Raw genomic sequence first — 15990 nt, 5'->3', positions numbered from 1 at the left:
ATATTGATTGTATGAAGTGGGTGACTTTTGTTTTAACCTTCGCACTTTTGTGCTGTCAGTACAGCCTTTGGTTTGGTAAAGGCAGCGTCGGGCATACGGAAGAATTGCAGGAGCAGCTCGTCCGTCAGGAGGAAAAAAACCAAACGCTCACTTTGCGCAACAATTTCCTCAATGCGGAAGTTGAAGACTTGGCACACGGACAAGAGGCCATCGCCGAAATTGCCCGCGTCGAATTGGGCTATGTCCAAGACGGCGAAGTGTATTACCGAATCATCGACCGCCGCTAAACCCTGCAAAACAAAGGCCGTCTGAAAACATATTTTTCAGACGGCCTTTTTCATCGCAATCGCTATATAATCACATATCCCAAAATCAAATCACACTCATCATGTATGACGTAAACACCCACGATGTCCGCCGATTCTTTGCCCACGTCTGGCAACACAGACTCGCACCGCTCCAATTGGACGGCCTGCAACAAAAAGCATTGCGCATTATCGAAGCCCATCCCGAATACGGACACTATCTCGAAGACATCGAACAATATTTAGATAAAGAATGGCTGCCCGAAGACGGCGAAAGCAACCCATTCCTGCATATGTCGCTACACCTTTCCCTGCAAGAGCAAAGCGCCATCGACCAGCCCCCGGGCATCCGTGCCATCCACCACCAACTTTGCGCCCGTTACAACGGCGACTGGGTCAAAGCCGAACACGATATGATGGAAGCCTTGGCAGAAACCATCTGGGAAGCGCAACGCTACGGACGGGGCCTTGACGTCAATGCCTACATGACCCGATTACGGAAATTGGTCGGCTTAGGCCAAGAAGAAAAAGCCCGCCTCAATCCCCATGAAGTCGGCCTGATGGATACAAAGTAACTTCTTTTCAGACGGCTTCACCCCATACAAATCCTTACGCTTGCCAAAGCCAACATTTCCATCTTTCATGCTAAATTACTTTTTTGAAATCCGCATTACAAGGAAAACCAAAATGCTCCGCCCAGCCCTTACCGCCCTACTACTAGCCGTCTCCCTGCCCGTTGCAGCAGAAAGCCTCAATTACAACATCGTTGAATTTTCCGAATCCGCCAACATGGAAGTGCCGCGAGATACCATGACCGCGCATTTCAGCATCAACGCAGAAGGCAAAGACCGTCAAGCCGCCAACCAAGCTTTCATGAAGAAATTCAACCAGTTCAACAAAATCTCCCAAAACAGCAAACTTAAAGCCGAGCTGATGGAGCGCAACGCATCCCCGCGCTATCAATACACCAACGGCAAACGCACCCAAACCGGCTGGGAAGAACACGCCTACTTCAAAGTAGAAAGCAAAGACTTTGAAGCACTCAACCGCCTGATTGCCGACAGCATCAATATCGCCATTTTGGAAAGCTCCTCGTTTTCCGTATCCAAAGAAAAACGCGAAGAAACCGTCGACCAACTGAGCAAGGCCGTCATCCTGCGCTTCAAAGATCGCGCCCAAAACCTCGCCCAAACACTCGGCTTCTCCAGCTACAAAATCGTTAAACTCAACCTGGGTCACATCGGCAACCGTCAAGTCGGCGGCAATTTTGCACGCGCCAAAATGCTGCGTGCAATCCCCGCCGCAGAAGTAGCGGCAGGAATAGAAGATGGCGTACCAGCCTCCCCAGGTTCGGAAGAGATCAGCCTGACCGTCAACGGCTCGGTGCAAATGTAGGATTTTCTTTGAAATCATTTTAAAGGCCGTCTGAAAGTATATTTTTCAGACGGCCTTTTATATTACTCAATGATTAGAATGGAATATCGTCGTCGATATCATCAACCGGAGCGGTCGGTTGTGCCGGAGCGGGACGACGGGCTGGGGCTGCTGGGGGTTCTTGAGCCGGAGCAGATTGGTATTGCTGTTGTGGCGCTTGTTGGTAACTGCCTTGGCTTGAATGAGCGCCTTGGTTGTAGCCGTCATCGTATGGTGCGCCGCCGCTGTTGTCGTTGCGGCCGCCAAGCATTTTCATTTCGTTGGCGATAATGTCGTAAGCGGTGCGCTCGATGCCGTCTTTGCCTTGGTATTTACGGCTTTGGATACGGCCTTCCAGGTACACTTGGCTGCCTTTACGCAGGTATTGACCGGCGATCTCGGCGAGCTTGCGGTACATGGTAATGTTGTGCCATTCAGTACGTTCTACGCGCTGGCCGTTACGGTCGTTCCAAGTTTCGCTGGTGGCAACGCTGAAGTTACAGACGGCCTCGCCGTTGGGCATATAGCGGACTTCCGGGTCACGGCCGAGGCGGCCGATGAGGATAACTTTATTCAATGACATTTTACACTCCTGTGATGATTTTTTCGGCGGCCTCTTGGTCGAATCCTTTTTGCAAGGCCTTGATATAAATGGTTTGCTTGTCTGCGCTAAAGCTGATGCTTTCAACGCCTTCAATTTCGGTCAATTTTTGGTAGAGCAAATCCGGATTTTGTTGCCATTCGGCGTTAAGCGGATAGCTGAGGTTTTTGACAGGCTTCGGTGCCGGCGAAATGACTGCCAATACCAGCCACAGCAACATCAGTACGCTACAAAAGGCAAATACGCCTGCAAAACCATATTTTTGGAACAATAAACCACCGGTTGCGCCGCCGACAAACAAGCCGACCGACTGCATGGTGTTATACACGCCCATCGCCGTGCCTTTCAAATCGGACGGAGCGATTTTCGACACCATAGACGGCAGGCTGGCTTCCAATACATTGAAACCAATAAAATAAACAATCAGATAAGCGGTAATTAACCATACCGAGTGCATGCCAAACAGCAAACCGATTTGTGCCGCAGCAATGCAGATGATACCAAGGATAAACACTTGTTTGAGCTTGTTACGCGTTTCGCCGACGATAATCAGCGGCACCATAATAATCAGGCCGGTAATGGTTGACGGCAGATAGACTTGCCAGTGATGGATTTTTTCCAAACCCAACTGCGTCATGGCAAACGGCAATGCGGTAAATAAAGCCATTTGTGCCGCATGCAAGGCAAAAATACCGAAGTCGAGATTGAGCAGTTGGCGGTTTTTCAATACCTCGCCCATACGCGAAGGCTGCGCCTGCGTGTCTTCGTGCATTTTTGACACTTCCGGATCAGGGGTCATCCAGGCAACCACGCCGATACTGATTACAGTCAGAATACCGGTCAGCGCAAACAGGCCGGATACGCCGATAAAGCTGGCAATCATCGGCGCAAGCACTAGGCTGACGGAGAAGGTCAAGCCGATACTCAGGCCGATCATCGCCATCGCACGAGTCCGCACTTCGTTACGGGTCAAATCCGCCAGCAAAGCCGTTACCGCCGCACTGACGGCACCCGCACCTTGAATGGCACGCGCGGCAACCAACATCTGCAGGCTGTCGGCAACTGCGGCCAAAAAACTACCCGCCGCAAACACAATCAAGCCGGCATAAATCACTTTTTTACGGCCGAACTTATCGGAAGCCATGCCCAAAGGCAGCTGCAGCAAAGCCTGTGTCAGCCCGTAAATACCCATCGCCATACCGACCAGCGCTTTATTGTTTTCTGCGCCGGGCAACGAAGCGGCATACATCGCCAAAACGGGCAATACCAAAAACATCCCCAACATACGCAGTGCGTAAACGCCGGAAAGTGTGGTACTGGCACGCCATTCGTGCGGAAACATTTGAATGCGGTTATCTCTTGCCATAAATAATGTTTCAGACGGCCTTAAGTTTGCAAAAGACCGTCTGAAAGTGTGAATTAACAGATTTTCTGATTATACAGGATTCAAAGGAATTGCATGGGGCAAATCGTAAGCCGCTCAACCCCACTGCCATCTATTCCGCCACGCGCCCAATACGGCATTCGGATATTTGTTACTGCCCAAGCTGCCATTAAACCTTGCCAAAGCGCGGACAATATTGCCTTTTTCGATATTGTTGTAATGGCGCAGAATGGTACAGCCGTAGCGCAGATTGGTGCGGATGTCGAAAAGGTTGTGTGACGGATTGCCGATATAGTTTTTCCAAAACGGCATCACCTGCATCAAACCGCGTGCACCCACGCCGCTGATGGCATATTGGCGAAACGCGCTTTCCACTTCAATCAAGCCCAAAATCACTTGAGTGTTGAGTCCGGCGCGACTGCTTTCATATTGAATATTGACCAACAGACGGCGGCGCTCGCCCTCATCGGGAATAAAGCGCGCCAATCGGGAAGACATCGCCGCCAACCAACGTTCCCCTTCCCTCGAATCGGCAAACACCAGCCGCGCAGGGCTGGCGCTATTGATCGAACTGCGCATCACGGAAGCCACATCATCGGCCAGTGTTTCTTCACGTTGCGCCCCCGCCCATGCAGTCGTAGGCGTCAAAAGCATGGCTCCTCCGACTTGCAATAAACGGCGGCGCGATAAAAATAAGGAATCTTGGTTTTCCGATTTCATGTGTTTTCTCTTTTTAGGCCGTCTGAAAAGTTCAGACAGCCTTTGATATACTTGCTTAAATTCAGCATTATAAAATACATCTATGAGCAGAATCAAAGAGCTGTATACCTTTTATTGTCAAGTGATACAGCCTCAAGTAACATTTAGGTTTTTCTAATCAACCGGTATTTTTTATGACCACCACTCCCGCCAACGTTTTAGCCTCCGTCGACTTGGGTTCCAACAGTTTCCGCCTGCAAATTTGTGAAAACAACAACGGCCAGCTGAAAGTCATCGACTCGTTCAAACAAATGGTTCGCTTTGCCGCCGGCTTGGACGAACAAAAAAACCTGAGCGAAGCCTCTCAAGAACAAGCCTTGGAATGCTTGGCAAAATTTGGCGAACGCCTGCGCGGATTCCAACCTGAAAACGTGCGCGTGGTGGCCACCAATACTTTCCGCGTCGCCAAAAACATCGCCCAATTCCTGCCTCGTGCCGAAGCGGCGCTGGGTTTCCCCATCGAAGTGATCGCCGGCCGTGAAGAAGCGCGTCTGATTTACACCGGCGTAGTGCATACCCTGCCACCCAAAGGCGACAAAATGCTGGTTATCGACATTGGCGGCGGCTCGACCGAATTTGTCATCGGCTCGGATTTGCAACCGCTGACCACAGAAAGCCTGCCTTTAGGCTGCGTAACGTACAGCATGCGCTTCTTCCAAAACAAAGTGACCGCCAAAGATTTCCAAGCTGCCGTTTCCGCCGCGCGTATCGAAATCCAGCGCATCAGCAAAATGATGAAGCGTACCGGTTGGGATTTCGCCATCGGCACGTCCGGTTCGGCAAAATCCATACGCGACGTTTTGGCAGCCGAATTACCGCAAGAAGCCGACATTACCGCCCAAGGCATGCGTTATCTTGCCGATAGGATTATCGAAGCCGGTTCGGTTAAAAAAGCCAAATTTGAAAACCTCAAACCCGAACGAATCGAAGTTTTTGCAGGCGGATTGGCCGTGATGATGGCCGCTTTTGAAGAGCTTTCGCTGACCAAAATGACCGTTACCGAGGCTGCCCTCCGCGACGGCGTGTTCTACGACTTAATCGGCCGCAGCCTCAATGTCGATATGCGCGAACAGACAACGGCGGAGTTCCAAAAACGCTACCACGTCAGCCTCAACCAAGCCAAACGCGTTGCCGATACCGCGCAAACCTTTATGAACAGCCTGTGCCACGCCAAAAACGTAACCGTTCAAGAGCTTGCCCTGTGGAACCAATACCTCAGCCGCGCAGGCCGTCTGCATGAAATCGGTTTGGATATCGCCCATACCGGTTATCACAAACACTCCGCCTACATTCTCGAAAACGCCGATATGCCGGGCTTCTCACGCAAAGAGCAAACCATTTTGGCGCAACTGGTTATCGGCCATCGCGGCGACCTTAAGAAAATGGCGGACATTATCGGCAACAACGAAATCATGTGGTGTGCCGTGTTGTCCCTGCGCCTGGCAGCTCTCTTCTGCCGTTCGCGCCTACCGCTGGATTTGCCGCCGCAAACCCAGCTTCGCGTCGATGAAAATAACCACAGCTTCATCTTGCGCATCAACGCCCAATGGCTGGAGCAACACCCCCTCATCGCCGATGCGCTGGACTACGAAAGCGCGCAATGGCAAAAAATCGATATGCCTTTCTCGGTTCAAGCACAATAAACCGCGCTCCGTTATAATAGGCAGCTTTTCAAAATCCAAACCGCAGGCCGTCTGAAAACGACAGCCTGCCATACATCAAGGAAAACCATGAGAAAACCCCAACGCGGCTACGCCCGCCAAGACCGTGTCAAAGAACAAATCATGCGCGAGCTTGCCGAACTCGTCCGCACCGGCCTGAAAGACCCGCGCGCAGGCTTCATCACCATCAACGAAGTCGAAGTTACCCGCGATTACAGCCACGCAACCGTGTTCTACACCGTCCTCGACGACAGCACACGCGACATTACCGAAGAAGCTTTGGAACACGCCAAAGGTCATTTGCGCAGCGAATTGGCCAAACGCATCAAACTCTTCAAAACGCCTGAGCTGCACTTCAAATACGACGAATCACTCGAACGCGGCATGAGTATTTCCAGCCTGATCGACCAAGTAGCGGCGGAAAAACCGGTTGAAGACTGATTGATTAAAACACACAGGCCGTCTGAACCCTTTCAGACGGCCTAAACATTAACACTCCCCCAACTTAATATGACAGCCAAACCCACCAAACGCCCTGTCAACGGCGTTCTTCTCCTCGACAAACCTGAAAGCCTTTCCAGCAATACCGCCCTGCAAAAGGCGCGGCGCTTGTTCCGTGCCGAAAAAGCCGGGCATACCGGCGTACTTGATCCTTTGGCTACAGGGCTTCTACCTGTTTGTTTCGGTGAAGCGACCAAGTTTGCCCAATATCTGATTGATGCCGACAAAGCCTATACGGCCACTCTGAAACTGGGCGAAGCCAGCAGTACGGGCGACGCCGAAGGTGAAATCATTGCCACCGCACGCGCCGATATTTCATTGTCCGAATTTCAGACGGCCTGCCAAGCCTTAACGGGTGATATCCGCCAAGTGCCGCCGATGTTTTCCGCCCTCAAGCACGAAGGCAAACCGCTATACGAATACGCACGCAAAGGCATCGTTATCGAACGCAAAGCGCGCGACATCACCATTTACTCCATTGATATCACTGAATTTTATGCACCTAAAGCCGTGATAGACGTACGTTGCAGCAAGGGTACCTACATCCGCACACTCAGCGAAGACATCGCCAAACACATCGGCACATTCGCCCACTTGACCGCCCTGCGCCGTACTGAAACCGCCGGCTTTACCATTGCCCAAAGCCACACGCTCGAAGCCTTGACAGAATTGGATGAAGCCGAACGCGATGCCCTATTGCTGCCTTGCGATGTCTTGGTGCAACATTTCCCCAAACTTGAGTTAAACGACTACGCCATTACCATGCTCAAACACGGCCAACGCCCCCAGTTTACCGAAGACATTTCCGCCGAACAGCCCATCCGTGTATACAACCGAGACGGCGCATTTATCGGACTGGTGGAATATCAAAAAGAAATAGGCCGTCTGAAAGCCTTGCGCCTGATGAATACCGCCGATAAATAACTTCCTGCAAAGAGAGCCGATCATGAAAGTCTATACCGCCGCCCAAATGCGCGAACGCGAACAAGCAGCCGTCGATAAAGGCACAAGCTTCGACCAACTAATGGAAAACGCCGGCAGTTCTGCCGCCCGAGACCTCATGCAGCGTCATCCTCAAGCCGGATGCGCCCTGATTGTTTGCGGCAAAGGCAACAACGGCGGCGACGGCTTAGTCATGGCAAGATATATGCAGGCGCAAGGGTGGCACATCGATATTCTGTTTTCACTCGGAGAAAACCTCTCCCCTTTAGCTCAAACCAATCGCGAACGCCTCAACGGTTTGCCCCATATTGAATTGATATCCGCACAAGAACTGGAAGGCCGTCTGAAAAAAGGTTACGACATCATTATCGAAGGCATATTCGGCACAGGCTTCAGTGGCGCACTTCCAACCGAAATCGCCGCCCTCTGCAGCCAACTCAATCATTCAAACGGCCTGAAGGTCGCCCTCGATATCCCCACCGGCCTCAACTGCGACACCGCCGAAGCCGATCCCGACACATTCCGCGCAGACCTGACCTACACCTTTGCCGCCTACAAACCGGCACATTTAAGCGAATCCGGCAAAACCTATTGTCAAGAAACCGTCTGTTTACCTATTGGCATTGATTAAAAAAGCAAATAAGATGTCATATTTAAATCGCTTTATTTTTAGAAACAACACATTCTAAAAGAAACACGCCAATTAATTTACGACCAAATTATCAACGACACGGAAACAGATAATGAACGAACAAGAATACCGCCAAACTTTTAAAGAAGATCAAGCCGTCGGCTGGGAAGCCATCGATGCTGTGCTTAAAGCACTTTATGGTGATATCAAACCTCGTCATTACGGCTCTATTATCAAATACATTCTAGGTGGTGATGACCCATTAGACGGCAGTAGTATTTATGATTGCGAAGAGCAAACCTTCCATCGCCACATTGTTTCCTACGGCATGAGCGAACTTTACTTTAATCCAGAACTTGCCGGTGCAGATTACAGTAAATGGGGATTTGAATTTACCTTCCGTACTCCCCCTTACGATCAGGATCCGGATTCTGGCTACAACACCAAACACGAGCCTTACTGGGCAATTAATCTAATGAATAATCTTGGCCGTTACGTTTTTGAAAGTGGTAACTGGTTTGAAGCCTATCACTTTACTTCAACTAACGACCCTATCCGAATGGATACAGAAACCGCCATCGTCGGCGTAGCCTTCGCACCAGACCCCAAGCTGCCCGCTATCAAAACGCCAAACGGTGAAGTTCAATTTCTGCAGATGGTCGGCCTTACCCAGCCCGAGCTTGACTGGCTCTGGCAAGATCCAACAACCAAACGTTGCCAAGAGCTGATCGATATGATGCGCAAAGACAATCCGCTGTTGATTACCGATTTAGCGCGTACAAAAAGCTATGTACAACCCTAATTGATAAAGCCAAAGGCCGCCTGAAAACAAATTTTCAGACGGCCTTTAGTTTATATTTCAAATAAAAAATAGCAACTTACTTCCAAATCTGAGCCAATTTAATCCCCAGCGCCGTCAAACCAAACGAACCGAAAACATGCAGACAGGTCGCCATCAAAGCCATGCCCCAACGTTGCGCCTGCATCAAACCCACCATCTCCACTGAAAAACCTGAAAATGTGGTCAAGCTGCCGAGAAAGCCGGTAATCCAAAGCAAACGCCATTGCGGATCGGTTAAGAGTTCTGCCAATACGCCGATTAGCAGCGCTCCCAGCCAGTTTGCCGCCAATGTACCGATAGAAAAAGGCGCAGAAGACACCAGCACTAAGCCAAACAACCAACGCAATACAGCCCCAACAGCGGCACCGCAAACAATAGGAAAAATATACGCAAACATAACAAGTTAAACATTCAATTCAAAAAACAGGCCATCCGGTCATGAGGCCGTCTGAAAACCCAGCAAGGATGCCTTCATATCTTATTGCCAAATCTTAGGCGCGGATTTCAAATACCTGTCGTCATCGAAAGTACAAATCCATTGCGGCTTGAGCGCGATGAAAATAGCTGTTGAAATACCGCTCAAAAATGCCTCTGCCCAAGCGATTAAGAAGAAAACAGGAAAGGCGGTTTTCCATAATACCGTCGTATCAAATACATCCGCCCAGTCTAACAAACCGACCAAAATTACGCCGGTAAACACCATTCCGACCGCCGCAGCCCAAAAACCATTCAGAAAAATAAAGATAAATATATTGGCAGGCAAACGCGACACCCAATGGCGGAAACCCAAGTTCACCAATAAAGGCGGAAGCAATACGGACAAGGCATTGATGGGGAACATATGCCAATCGCCCCAAAGCCACAAATACGGAAAAAACAGCAATACGCCAAGGCAGAAAGCGGCAGAAGTGCCCAGCATTAAAGCTGTCAAGTTTAAGGCAAGCAAATGATAGCTCATGCCGGCTAGTTGTCCGCTTTCCGGGGAGGCATTCAAACTCCAAGCCAGCGGCAACATCACGGCAGCCACCAAAAAAGCGGAACGATGCTGCGATACCGACACCCATGCCTGCTTTGCACACAAAGCAAAAATCACCAGCAACACAGGCCATGCCGCCATCACGACACCAACGGGAAACCATCCGTTTTGAAAAATCATCATCTCATCCGCAAAATGTTCAGACGGCCTATTATACGCGTCTCAAGCCATAGCTTTGACAATCCTGTCTGCCTTTGCCGTTAAAGCTTGTTTCGGCTGGTTTTGTTTACCCGAAAAAAGCGTTAGAATAACGGACTTTGCCGTTTAATTAAGGGGATGGACGCATGCTTTGGACAATATTGGCTTTAATTCTGCTTGCTGTCATAGCCGGCTTGTTCTGGTGGCGCCAGAAACAAGAGCAAAAGTGGCGCCAAGAATTGGCCCGACTCAGTGGCGACGAACAAGAAATAAACGAAGAAGACAGCCCGGTCGGTTTTTCCGACCAACTGGACAGCCTGAAACGTTTGTTCAGTATGAACAAGCACACTGCCGACAACCATAAAATCGCCCGCATCCGCCTGCTTTCTGCGCTCGAACACAATAAAACGCAACGCGCCGAAACAAACGAAGAGCATGCAGCAGAGCCGTTTGCCGAAGAGCCGGAACACATCGCAGCTACCGAAGAAGAAATCAAAGTTGCGCCTAAAACCCGTAAATCTGCCAAACCGGAACGTATTCCTAAAATCACGCCGTTTGCACAAATGGAAACTCCCGAATACAGCCCGTCTTTGGTGCAAAACAGCAATTTTGAAGAAATCACATTAGAAGAAGCCACCCGTTCCCTGCACGAAGCAGCGGTTGAAGAATGGAACGAGCATTTGGCAGAAAAAAATGCGCCGATTTACAAAGACGAAGTTGAAACTCCATTATTGCGCGCTTCATCCCTGCCGATGACCGGCATGGAAATCATCGACTACAACGACCCTATCTTGCGCCGCACACGCGAGCGTGCCTTGGCGCGTGCCAATAATGTCCGCGTGGCAGAAGCCAATGCGCCGCATATCGAAACCGTTCAGACGGCCTTAAGAACTGCCGAAAAAGAAGCCATCCTCCCCTATACTTCCATGCAGGCATTCCCTTCTGAAATCCAAGCGGAAGATATTCACGACAACCTTGCCCGCCGCACCGCCGCCCGCCACAAACTAGCTGCGGCCGTCGCCCCATTGCGCGACTACTCTCCGCGCACCATCGAAAATGACGAAATTCTGGCCAATTTGGGACAAATCAGCCGTCCTGCCAGCCTGCGCCGTCAAGTTCGCCATACCGAAGCGGCCGCCGAAAGATGGGCGCGCAAACAAGCTGCCACGGAAGCTGTTGCACCACAACCTGCCGTATCGGCAACGCCGTCCCGTCCAAAACCGGCTGCGCCTGTTAAAAAATCCCCTTATATCTCCCGACCTGCCGCGCCAAACGCAACCGTAGTCGAGCCGCCTGCCGTACCGGTTGTCCCGATGGCGAAAACCGATATTCCCGAGCCGCCCGTTTTCCAAACCTCGATTGCACCGATTGATATCCCCGAGCCGCCTGCTTTCGAACATAAAATCCAAGTGCCGATTTTTGATTCGCAAGTCAATGCGCATGTTAGCAATCAGCCTGAACGCAGTATCCGCGATTATTTAATCAGCGAATCTGCGGAAGAAGAAACAGAATTCGATGGTGAGCCGGAAGCGCCTGTACAAGCGGAAACAGAAGCGATTCAAGCGGTTGAAACGATTGAACCTGTTGAACCTGTTGAAACAATCGCAAGGCCGTCTGAATATACACAGACAGTCATTGAAACGCCTGTTCGAAGCGTAGAACCAAGCGTTCAAGAAGATACACCAAGCATAGCTATTCCAACTTCGGCAACCCTGACCGAGGCACACCTGCCGACCACTGCCCTGCTCCTGCCGCCGCAGTTTGACCCAAGCGCCTCGCAAACTGAAGAACAGTTGCTGGAAAACAGCATTACCATCGAAGAAAAACTGGCCGAGTTCAAAGTTAAAGTCAAAGTGATGGACTCCTATTCCGGCCCGGTCATTACGCGTTATGAGATTGAGCCTGATGTCGGTGTACGCGGCAGTGCCGTTTTGAACCTTGAAAAAGACTTGGCGCGCTCGCTTGGCGTGGCTTCCATCCGCGTGGTGGAAACTATCCCAGGCAAAACCTGCATGGGCTTGGAATTGCCTAATCCGAAACGCCAAATGATCCGCCTGAGCGAAATCTTCAATTCGCCTGCATTTACCGAGTCCAAATCCAAACTGACCCTCGCACTCGGCCAAGACATCACCGGCCAGCCTGTCGTCACCGACTTGGCCAAAGCGCCGCATCTGCTGGTTGCCGGTACGACCGGTTCGGGTAAATCCGTGGGTGTGAATGCCATGATTCTGTCCATGCTCTTCAAAGCAACGCCTGAAGACGTGCGCATGATTATGATTGACCCGAAAATGCTGGAATTAAGCATTTACGAAGGCATTCCTCACCTGCTCGCCCCTGTCGTAACCGATATGAAGCTGGCCGCAAACGCGCTGAACTGGTGCGTCAACGAAATGGAAAAACGCTACCGCCTGATGAGCTTTATGGGCGTGCGCAACCTTGCCGGCTTCAACCAAAAAATTGCCGAAGCCGCCGCTCGTGGCGAAAAAATCGGCAGCCCGTTCAGCCTCACGCCTGAAAATCCTGAACCATTGGAGAAACTGCCGTTTATCGTGGTCGTGGTAGATGAGTTTGCCGATCTGATGATGACTGCAGGCAAGAAAATCGAAGAGCTGATTGCCCGTCTTGCCCAAAAAGCACGCGCAGCCGGCATCCATTTGATTCTTGCCACCCAACGCCCAAGCGTGGATGTCATTACCGGACTTATTAAAGCCAATATTCCGACACGCATTGCCTTCCAAGTGTCCAGCAAAATCGACAGCCGCACGATTCTTGACCAAATGGGTGCGGAAAACTTGCTCGGTCAAGGCGATATGCTGTTCCTGCCACCCGGTACCGGCTATCCGCAACGTGTACACGGCGCATTCGCATCAGACAACGAAGTACACCGCGTAGTGGAATACTTGAAACAATTCAGCACGCCTGACTATATCGACGATATTTTAAGCAGCGGTTCGACCGAGGACTTTACCAGCACCAGCCGCAGCAACGACAGCGACCTCGACCCCATGTATGACGAAGCCGTTTCCGTTGTCTTGAAATCGCGTAAGGCCAGCATTTCCAATATCCAACGCCAACTGCGCATCGGCTACAACCGCGCTGCCCGCCTGATTGATCAAATGGAAGCCGACGGTATTGTTTCCCCGGCGGAAAACAATGGCAACCGCACCATCTTGGCGCAAAGCAGTGAGCATTTAGATTAACTTATCTCCATCAATAAAAGGCCGTCTGAAAAGTTTTCAGACGGCCTTTTTTAATCAGATAATGGGTTCAGAGATTCCAATTAAATAAACAAGCAAATAAGTAATCTGTAAACGGCATTTCTTACAAAAACAAATGCTTTTGCATTAACGGCATTTGCTTCGCTATCAAATAAATCCAGTCCCAATAATCAAAATTCGACCTGCCAAATATATGTCCCTATCCATTTGTCGCCATTTTCAGACTGCCTTTTGTCAAGACCGGAAAAAACAGGTAAATCCGTTTTTCGATTAGAAGCAATATTATTATGATTCATGCCTTCGGCAACACCCCCACCCTTTACGAGGAAAAACAAATGAAAAAATATTTTGCAGAATTTTTCGGCACTTTCTGGCTGGTATTCGGCGGCTGCGGCAGCGCAGTTTTGGCAGCAGCCTACCCTGAACTTGGCATTGGTTTTGCCGGTGTCGCCTTGGCATTCGGCTTGACCGTACTGACCATGGCTTACGCCGTCGGCCACATTTCCGGCGGCCACTTCAATCCTGCCGTTTCCGTCGGCCTTTTCATCGGCGGCCGTTTCAACGGTAAAGACCTGTTGCCTTACATCGTATCCCAAGTTATCGGTGCGATTGCCGCCGCGGGCGTTCTGTATCTGATTGCTTCCGGTAAAACCGGTTTTGATGCTGTTGCTTCCGGCTTTGCCAGCAACGGTTTCGGCGAGCACTCTCCTAACGGTTACGACATGATGGCTGCTTTGCTGATCGAATTCGTACTGACCGCATTCTTCCTGATTATCATCATGGGTTCTACCGACAAATTGGCTCCGGCCGGCTTTGCCCCTATCGCCATCGGCCTGGGTCTGACCCTGATTCACTTGATCAGCATTCCTGTGACCAATACTTCCGTTAACCCTGCACGTTCTACCGGCGTTGCCTTGTTCCAAGGTGGCTGGGCTGTTGAACAACTGTGGTTGTTCTGGTTGGCTCCTATTGCCGGCGCAGCAGTTGGCGCGGCTATTTACCGCTTCGTTTTGGCTAACAACGACAAATAATCTTGACGGAATGACATTCCCGGTGCGGCTGACACTTCTAAACTGACCGCACCCAAGTTGCCGAGACACAAACGCACCGCCTGCCTCAGACGGTGCGTTTGTTTTTGCCGTGTTACAATATTTTCTTTTCCCACATTCTCAAACCATCATGCAAACCTTACCTTTTCAAACCGATATCGCTGCCAGAATGCTTGTCAATACCGAAAACGAAACCATTCATCCCGATGCCGTATTCGTACAAACGCAAAACGGCTATTGGATTGCCTGGCACGACCAGCAAGCCGCCCTGCTTGCCCCCGACACACCACCCGATATTCCCTGCTTTTGGGTAGAAGGCGCAGAAAGCCTGGAAGAGCTGGTAAGCATGGTAGAAAACGGCGAATTTGACGAAGTTGAAGAATTTGACGGCGATGATGATGCTTGGCAAGAAGCACTCGGATGCGGCCATCATCATGAAGGACACTGCGGATGCAGTCATTGAGATGCACAAAACGCCTGCTTCCGGCACTTGCCCTTTGTCTGACGCTTAACGGCTGCGTTATAGGCGCGGCTGTCGATTTGGCTGCCACAACCGTCCTGACTGCCGGAAAATTGGTCGTCAAAGGAACGGGGGCAGTGATTGATGCCGCCATTCCCGACAGTAAAAAAGACAAGGATAAAGAAAAAGAGAAGGAAAAGAGCAAAGAAAAGCCAAAATCGGAAGAAATCGTCTATAAGGAAGATTCATCCGACGAAGTAGCGCAATAATCCTTTAGACGGCCTCAGTAAGGTAACCAATCCTACTGAGGCCGTCTGAACATTCATCCTTACATATAGCCCTGTTCGCGCAAAGAGCAGGTTTCTTTTGCCGTCACGATAAAATGGTCCAACAGCGTAATATCGACCAAACTTAAAGCCTGTTTCAAACGCTCTGTAAACTGCACATCAGATTCAGACGGCCTTCCCGAACCACCCGGATGATTGTGTGCCAAAATCAAACTGTCGGCGTATTCATCCAATGCCAATTTGACGATTTCACGGATATAAACCGTGTTTTCCGCCACCGTACCACGCGACAATTCCCGTACCGCAATCAATTGATTTTGACGGTTGAGAAGCAAAGCAACGCTGACCTCGATTTTTTCATGCCCAAGATGCAGGCGCAGATAATCCGCAACCGATTTCGGGTTTGACAGAACCATCTGCTCCTGCAAATCCTCACCCAAAATCCGCCGCCCGATTTCTTTGACCACTGCAAATTGAGTATAGCTCGCCAAGCCCATGCCCTTATAAGCAGCGAGTGTTTTGGCATCCGCACTCATCAGCTTCCCCAAACTGCCAAACTCGCTCAACAAATAACGAGCCAAATCGACCGCGCTCATACCGCGCGTTCCGACACGCAACAAAATCGCCAGCAACTCCGCATCACTCAACGCCGCCGCACCATGCGCCAAGAGCTTCTCGCGCGGCCGTTCCCCTTCAGGCCATTCTTTGATACTCATGTTTTCCCTTTTATTCATATAGCGGATTTAGTTTTTATTTAGAACAAA

The 15990-nt window shown here is 50.5% G+C and carries 18 protein-coding genes; 12 read left to right on the top strand and 6 right to left on the bottom strand.

Annotated features, from left to right (window positions below; all coding sequences use genetic code 11):
* Nucleotides 1-11 precede the first annotated feature (11 nt).
* The 3 genes from ftsB (at nucleotide 12) to HMPREF2696_RS09815 (ending at nucleotide 1700) form a co-directional block, all read left to right on the top strand.
* Entirely contained in the window at nucleotides 12-287 is a 276-nt protein-coding gene (gene ftsB, locus HMPREF2696_RS09825) for a cell division protein FtsB (protein WP_003679613.1), read from the top strand.
* 101 nt (nucleotides 288-388) lie between these two features.
* Nucleotides 389-880, top strand: coding sequence for a DUF1841 family protein (locus HMPREF2696_RS09820; RefSeq protein WP_049335876.1), 492 nt, complete (start codon nucleotides 389-391; stop codon nucleotides 878-880).
* 112 nt (nucleotides 881-992) lie between these two features.
* Nucleotides 993-1700 (top strand): SIMPL domain-containing protein, encoded by a 708-nt coding sequence (locus HMPREF2696_RS09815; RefSeq protein WP_039862478.1) that lies wholly within the window; start codon nucleotides 993-995, stop codon nucleotides 1698-1700.
* A gap of 73 nt (nucleotides 1701-1773) precedes the next feature.
* On the opposite strand, the gene HMPREF2696_RS09810 is transcribed toward HMPREF2696_RS09815, so the two are convergent.
* The 3 genes from HMPREF2696_RS09810 to HMPREF2696_RS09800 form a co-directional block, all read right to left on the bottom strand.
* Entirely contained in the window at nucleotides 1774-2301 is a 528-nt protein-coding gene (locus tag HMPREF2696_RS09810) for a single-stranded DNA-binding protein (RefSeq protein WP_004520776.1), read from the bottom strand.
* Between the two features lies 1 nt (nucleotide 2302).
* On the bottom strand, nucleotides 2303-3685 hold the full coding sequence (locus tag HMPREF2696_RS09805) for an MFS transporter (RefSeq protein ID WP_004520777.1): 1383 nt from the start codon (nucleotides 3683-3685) through the stop codon (nucleotides 2303-2305).
* 114 nt (nucleotides 3686-3799) lie between these two features.
* Nucleotides 3800-4423, bottom strand: a complete 624-nt coding sequence (locus HMPREF2696_RS09800; protein WP_049335878.1) for a lytic transglycosylase domain-containing protein — start codon at nucleotides 4421-4423, stop codon at nucleotides 3800-3802.
* A 173-nt stretch (nucleotides 4424-4596) separates the two neighbouring features.
* On the opposite strand from HMPREF2696_RS09800, the gene ppx reads away from it, so the two are divergent.
* The 5 genes from ppx to HMPREF2696_RS09775 all read left to right on the top strand — a co-directional run bounded on the left by ppx (nucleotide 4597) and on the right by HMPREF2696_RS09775 (nucleotide 8999).
* The gene (gene ppx / locus HMPREF2696_RS09795; protein ID WP_070588378.1) at nucleotides 4597-6105 is read left to right on the top strand and encodes an exopolyphosphatase; all 1509 of its coding nucleotides are present in this window, start codon (nucleotides 4597-4599) and stop codon (nucleotides 6103-6105) included.
* An 87-nt stretch (nucleotides 6106-6192) separates the two neighbouring features.
* The gene (rbfA, locus tag HMPREF2696_RS09790; protein ID WP_003685554.1) at nucleotides 6193-6564 is read left to right on the top strand and encodes a 30S ribosome-binding factor RbfA; all 372 of its coding nucleotides are present in this window, start codon (nucleotides 6193-6195) and stop codon (nucleotides 6562-6564) included.
* A gap of 69 nt (nucleotides 6565-6633) precedes the next feature.
* Entirely contained in the window at nucleotides 6634-7548 is a 915-nt protein-coding gene (truB, locus tag HMPREF2696_RS09785) for a tRNA pseudouridine(55) synthase TruB (RefSeq protein ID WP_004520780.1), read from the top strand.
* Between the two features lie 22 nt (nucleotides 7549-7570).
* Nucleotides 7571-8197: an NAD(P)H-hydrate epimerase gene (locus HMPREF2696_RS09780; RefSeq protein WP_004520781.1), complete on the top strand. Its 627-nt coding sequence runs from the start codon at nucleotides 7571-7573 to the stop codon at nucleotides 8195-8197.
* A 112-nt stretch (nucleotides 8198-8309) separates the two neighbouring features.
* Complete coding sequence (locus HMPREF2696_RS09775) at nucleotides 8310-8999, top strand: suppressor of fused domain protein (RefSeq protein WP_004520782.1); 690 nt, start codon at nucleotides 8310-8312, stop codon at nucleotides 8997-8999.
* Nucleotides 9000-9075: 76 nt separating this feature from the next.
* Here the strand turns inward: HMPREF2696_RS09775 and HMPREF2696_RS09770 are convergent, their stop codons facing one another.
* Entirely contained in the window at nucleotides 9076-9435 is a 360-nt protein-coding gene (locus HMPREF2696_RS09770) for a CrcB family protein (protein ID WP_003679592.1), read from the bottom strand.
* Nucleotides 9436-9516: 81 nt separating this feature from the next.
* Complete coding sequence (locus HMPREF2696_RS09765; RefSeq protein WP_049335881.1) at nucleotides 9517-10194, bottom strand: energy-coupling factor ABC transporter permease; 678 nt, start codon at nucleotides 10192-10194, stop codon at nucleotides 9517-9519.
* A 164-nt stretch (nucleotides 10195-10358) separates the two neighbouring features.
* Here HMPREF2696_RS09765 and HMPREF2696_RS09760 point away from each other — a divergent pair, with 164 nt between their 5' ends.
* The 4 genes from HMPREF2696_RS09760 to HMPREF2696_RS09745 all read left to right on the top strand — a co-directional run bounded on the left by HMPREF2696_RS09760 (nucleotide 10359) and on the right by HMPREF2696_RS09745 (nucleotide 15208).
* On the top strand, nucleotides 10359-13412 hold the full coding sequence (locus tag HMPREF2696_RS09760) for a DNA translocase FtsK (RefSeq protein ID WP_004520784.1): 3054 nt from the start codon (nucleotides 10359-10361) through the stop codon (nucleotides 13410-13412).
* Nucleotides 13413-13717: 305 nt separating this feature from the next.
* On the top strand, nucleotides 13718-14461 hold the full coding sequence (gene aqpZ / locus HMPREF2696_RS09755) for an aquaporin Z (RefSeq protein ID WP_004520785.1): 744 nt from the start codon (nucleotides 13718-13720) through the stop codon (nucleotides 14459-14461).
* 148 nt (nucleotides 14462-14609) lie between these two features.
* Nucleotides 14610-14942 carry a hypothetical protein gene (locus HMPREF2696_RS09750; RefSeq protein WP_004520787.1) on the top strand — a complete coding sequence of 111 codons (333 nt, stop codon included), beginning with the start codon at nucleotides 14610-14612 and terminating at the stop codon, nucleotides 14940-14942.
* Entirely contained in the window at nucleotides 14930-15208 is a 279-nt protein-coding gene (locus tag HMPREF2696_RS09745) for an NF038104 family lipoprotein (RefSeq protein ID WP_004520788.1), read from the top strand. The genes HMPREF2696_RS09750 and HMPREF2696_RS09745 overlap by 13 nt, the downstream gene beginning before the upstream one ends.
* 59 nt (nucleotides 15209-15267) lie before the next feature.
* Here HMPREF2696_RS09745 and radC read toward each other — a convergent pair whose 3' ends face one another.
* Nucleotides 15268-15942 (bottom strand): RadC family protein, encoded by a 675-nt coding sequence (radC, locus tag HMPREF2696_RS09740; protein ID WP_039862480.1) that lies wholly within the window; start codon nucleotides 15940-15942, stop codon nucleotides 15268-15270.
* Nucleotides 15943-15990: the final 48 nt, after the last annotated feature.

It is taken from the genome of Neisseria sp. HMSC058F07, assembly GCF_001810035.1.
GTDB classification, from domain to species: Bacteria; Pseudomonadota; Gammaproteobacteria; order Burkholderiales; family Neisseriaceae; genus Neisseria; species Neisseria perflava.
Note: the sequence above shows the minus strand (reverse complement) of the source record. Positions and strands in the feature narration are given on the sequence as shown.

What these genes read in the sequence shown, in the direction of transcription:
- ftsB (WP_003679613.1), top strand. Translation starts at nt 12, where the DNA reads ATGAAGTGGGTGACTTTTGTTTTAACCTTCGCACTTTTGTGCTGTCAG.
- HMPREF2696_RS09820 (WP_049335876.1), top strand. Translation starts at nt 389, where the DNA reads ATGTATGACGTAAACACCCACGATGTCCGCCGATTCTTTGCCCACGTC.
- HMPREF2696_RS09815 (WP_039862478.1), top strand. Translation starts at nt 993, where the DNA reads ATGCTCCGCCCAGCCCTTACCGCCCTACTACTAGCCGTCTCCCTGCCC.
- HMPREF2696_RS09810 (WP_004520776.1), bottom strand. Translation starts at nt 2,301, where the DNA reads ATGTCATTGAATAAAGTTATCCTCATCGGCCGCCTCGGCCGTGACCCG.
- HMPREF2696_RS09805 (WP_004520777.1), bottom strand. Translation starts at nt 3,685, where the DNA reads ATGGCAAGAGATAACCGCATTCAAATGTTTCCGCACGAATGGCGTGCC.
- HMPREF2696_RS09800 (WP_049335878.1), bottom strand. Translation starts at nt 4,423, where the DNA reads ATGAAATCGGAAAACCAAGATTCCTTATTTTTATCGCGCCGCCGTTTA.
- ppx (WP_070588378.1), top strand. Translation starts at nt 4,597, where the DNA reads ATGACCACCACTCCCGCCAACGTTTTAGCCTCCGTCGACTTGGGTTCC.
- rbfA (WP_003685554.1), top strand. Translation starts at nt 6,193, where the DNA reads ATGAGAAAACCCCAACGCGGCTACGCCCGCCAAGACCGTGTCAAAGAA.
- truB (WP_004520780.1), top strand. Translation starts at nt 6,634, where the DNA reads ATGACAGCCAAACCCACCAAACGCCCTGTCAACGGCGTTCTTCTCCTC.
- HMPREF2696_RS09780 (WP_004520781.1), top strand. Translation starts at nt 7,571, where the DNA reads ATGAAAGTCTATACCGCCGCCCAAATGCGCGAACGCGAACAAGCAGCC.
- HMPREF2696_RS09775 (WP_004520782.1), top strand. Translation starts at nt 8,310, where the DNA reads ATGAACGAACAAGAATACCGCCAAACTTTTAAAGAAGATCAAGCCGTC.
- HMPREF2696_RS09770 (WP_003679592.1), bottom strand. Translation starts at nt 9,435, where the DNA reads ATGTTTGCGTATATTTTTCCTATTGTTTGCGGTGCCGCTGTTGGGGCT.
- HMPREF2696_RS09765 (WP_049335881.1), bottom strand. Translation starts at nt 10,194, where the DNA reads ATGATTTTTCAAAACGGATGGTTTCCCGTTGGTGTCGTGATGGCGGCA.
- HMPREF2696_RS09760 (WP_004520784.1), top strand. Translation starts at nt 10,359, where the DNA reads ATGCTTTGGACAATATTGGCTTTAATTCTGCTTGCTGTCATAGCCGGC.
- aqpZ (WP_004520785.1), top strand. Translation starts at nt 13,718, where the DNA reads ATGATTCATGCCTTCGGCAACACCCCCACCCTTTACGAGGAAAAACAA.
- HMPREF2696_RS09750 (WP_004520787.1), top strand. Translation starts at nt 14,610, where the DNA reads ATGCAAACCTTACCTTTTCAAACCGATATCGCTGCCAGAATGCTTGTC.
- HMPREF2696_RS09745 (WP_004520788.1), top strand. Translation starts at nt 14,930, where the DNA reads ATGCAGTCATTGAGATGCACAAAACGCCTGCTTCCGGCACTTGCCCTT.
- radC (WP_039862480.1), bottom strand. Translation starts at nt 15,942, where the DNA reads ATGAGTATCAAAGAATGGCCTGAAGGGGAACGGCCGCGCGAGAAGCTC.